Annotated in this window: 2 protein-coding genes; both read right to left on the reverse strand. The window is 68.5% G+C overall.

The window, feature by feature from the left end; translation table 11 throughout:
- Positions 1 to 232 precede the first annotated feature (232 nt).
- A complete protein-coding gene (locus D7Y13_RS40270; RefSeq protein WP_233595826.1) occupies positions 233 to 2638 on the reverse strand; it encodes a sensor histidine kinase in 2406 nt (801 codons plus the stop codon).
- Positions 2639 to 2684: 46 nt separating this feature from the next.
- Positions 2685 to 3068: a hypothetical protein gene (locus D7Y13_RS40275; RefSeq protein ID WP_120536205.1), complete on the reverse strand. Its 384-nt coding sequence runs from the start codon at positions 3066 to 3068 to the stop codon at positions 2685 to 2687.
- Positions 3069 to 3144: the final 76 nt, after the last annotated feature.

Consider the following 3144-nt stretch of genomic DNA (forward strand, 5'->3'; position numbering starts at 1 on the left):
CACGTCGGTGGGCTTCGGGGGGTTCATGGGGTGCAGGGCTCCTTGGGGTTGCGGAGCCCTTCCATGGCAAGGGCGGTGCCATGGCCCCTGAAGTCTCCTTCGCACAGTGATTCCACCGCGTTGCGCTCGGCCCCACCGCCCGGGAAGCGCGCTGGGCGCGGCGAACGTGCCAATCCTGGCACGCGCGGTGGCGCTCCCCTGGGGACATTCCTGTCACCCCCTCTCAATGGGCTTACGTCGGAAGCTCGACGATGAACTTCGCTCCGAGCCCCGGCGTGCTCTCCACGCGGATGCTTCCTCCGTGCGCGTCGACAATCTGTCGCGAGATGAAGAGCCCCAACCCGAGTCCTCCGTAGTTGCGCGACGCGGCGCGCTCGAAGCGCTCGAAGATGCGGCCCTGGGCCTCGGGCGGAATGCCCAGGCCGTGGTCCTCGACGACGAGCCGCGCCCCCCGCGCGTGGCGCGTCACCTCCAACTGGATGGGCTGTCCCTCGCCATACTTCATCGCGTTGGTCAGCAGGTTGATCAGGACCTGCTCCAGCCGCAGCCGGTCCCAGGACCCCCACACCGGCTCCGGGGCCACCATCTCCAACGTGCAGCCCGTCTTCTCGAACTGCGCCGCGAGGTGGTCCGTCACGTTGCGCGCCACCGCCACCAGGTCCATCTCCTCCCGCCGCAGGTCGAGCCGTCTGTCATTGATGCGGGAGACGTCGAGCAGGTGCTCCGCCAGCCGTGACAGCCGCTGGAGCTGCTCCTTGAAGACCTCCAGCATCCGCGTCACCTTGTCCGTGGGCAGCGGGCGCGGGCCCTTGAGGGCGGACTCCATCTGCTGCACGCGCAGCTTCATGGAGGTCAGCGGGGTCTTCAGTTCATGGGAGGCAATGGAGAGGAACTCATCGCGCGCGCGGATGGACTCCTGCGCCGAGCAATAGAGCTGGGCGTTGTCGATGGCGACCGCGGCCCGACGGCCCAGTTCCTCCGCCAGCTCCAGCTCCGCCGGGGCATACCCGCGCCCCGACTGGGGGGAGAGGAGGAACAGCACGCCCAGGGTGCGGCCTCGCGCCTGGAGGGGCACGCCGAGCGAGGGCCGGCCCTGGAGGGTCCGCACTTCCGACCAGCGCTCTTCCGCCAACGCCACGGGGTCCAGCAGGCCCTGGGACGCGTCGGACGTCTCCGACCTTCCGGTCGTCAGGATCCGCGCCGGCCCGTGAAGGGCCTCGGGCGCGGGCGGGTGGCGCTGGAGGAACTCCCGCACGTGCGCGGCGCGGGATGGCGAACGGTCCGCCACCGCCACGGGGCGCAGCGGCATCCCCGCCGTGCGCACGAAGACGACGCACAGCTCCGCCAGCAGGGGCAGGGCCAGCTCGGCGACGCGCTGGAGCGTGGTCTCATTGTCGAGGGACGCCACCAGCTCCCGGCTCGCGTCGGCCAGGAAGCGCTGGGCGGTCTCCATCCGCTTGCGCTCGGTGATGTCGGTGGCGATCCCGCAGAGTGCAGAGACTTCGCCGGCGGCATCGAAGAGCGGGAACTTGTTCGTGAGGTGGGTGTGGATCCCATTGTCGTGCGAGAGCAGCTCCTCGCGTTGTACGGAGACGCCGTCCTGGAGGATGCCCCGGTTGGCGTCGTGCAAGGCATTGGCGATCTCCCGGGGAAAGACGTCGAAGACCGTCTTGCCGGCGACCTCCTGCCGGGTGCGGTGGAAGAGCCGCTCCCACTCGCGATTCACGAACATGAAGCGCTCCTGCGTGTCCAACAGGAAGAACACGGTCGGCGCGTTGTCCATGATGGCCCTCATGCGCTTCTCGCTTTCAGACAGCGCCTCCTGCGCCCGCTTCCGCTCGGTCACGTCGATGAGCACCGCGAGGGAGCGGCTCACCGCGCCGGAGGCATCCCGCTCCGCGATGGCGGACAGGAGGACGTCGAGGGGCTGCCCGTCCTTCTTCACGAGCTGGTACGGCACGTCCCAGCACTCACCGGTCTTGAAGTACGCGGGGAGGATGAATTCGCGGGCGTACCGCCGGGACTCCGGCGTCAGGAACTCCACCGAGTCGTGCCCGAGCACCTCCGCGCGCTCATAGCCCAGGGTGTTCAGCCAGCAATCACTGACGCTCACCAGCCGCCCCCGCCGGTCGATGGAGTGCATCATCACCGGGGTGTTGTTGTAGAGCGACCGATACTTCTCGCTGACCGCGCGCAGCGCATCCTCGGTCTGCTTGCGCTCGGTGATGTCGCTGAAGACGGAGACGCCGCCGCGAAGCACTCCGGCCTTGTCGCGGACCGGACTGGAGCTGACGAGCAGCCAGGTCCCCGCTGGCCTTTCGGCGTTGCGCAGGAAGAGCTCCTGGCGGGTCATCGTCTCGCCACCCAGGGCTCGGATCATGGGCAGGAGTTCGGACGGATAGAGGGAGACTTGATCCGGCAGGTAGAGCCCGTAGTGCTCCGCCCACCGGTCGGCGGGTGTGTCCGTCGCCCCCATGCCCAGGAGCTGTTCGCCCACCGGGTTGATGAACACGAAGTGCCGGTGCTCGTCGCAGACCAGGACCCCCTCGCCCAGGCTGGCGAAGACGGCTTCGAGGCTCCAGCTGTCGTGCAGGCGATCCATGGGGCGCGGGAAGAGGACGCGCTCTTCGTCCCTCAACGATGGGGGTTCCCTCTGCTGGCGCCAACCCGCTCCAGGCGAGCGTTCAGCGCACGAAGCCCGCAACGGGGGTTTCAAAGACCTTGCTCACGACGTTCATCGTCTTGAGCCACGCATGCGCCTCCTCGCCGAGCCTTCCGTACACCCGGACGTCAACGGGCTTCGCGACGCCGAGGAGTGCCTTGAATTCGGGCCAGCCGGAAATCATGTGGATGTGTTCCATGACCTGACGGGCGTCCGCGAACGTGACGACCGCGCCAACCTCCGTGGAGTCGGGCCGGGCGTAGAATCGGAGGCCGACGAGGCCGCGCACACCCTCGCGCTCCAGCCTCCGCGCCGCAGCCTGGATGATGGACTCGAAGACGCTGAAGGGCGCTGTCAGCTCCAGCACCTCCACGAGGGTGATTCGCTCACGGGCTGGCTGTTCCATCTTCCGTGCTCCTCCGGCGGGCCTCCTCCTGGGGATAACCACGGCGCGAGCCCCTCACCCATGCCCGCCCCCCTGT

The organism is Corallococcus praedator, from assembly GCF_003612125.1.
Taxonomy (GTDB): domain Bacteria; phylum Myxococcota; class Myxococcia; order Myxococcales; family Myxococcaceae; genus Corallococcus; species Corallococcus praedator.

What these genes read in the sequence shown, in the direction of transcription:
- D7Y13_RS40275 (WP_120536205.1), bottom strand. Translation starts at nt 3,068, where the DNA reads ATGGAACAGCCAGCCCGTGAGCGAATCACCCTCGTGGAGGTGCTGGAG.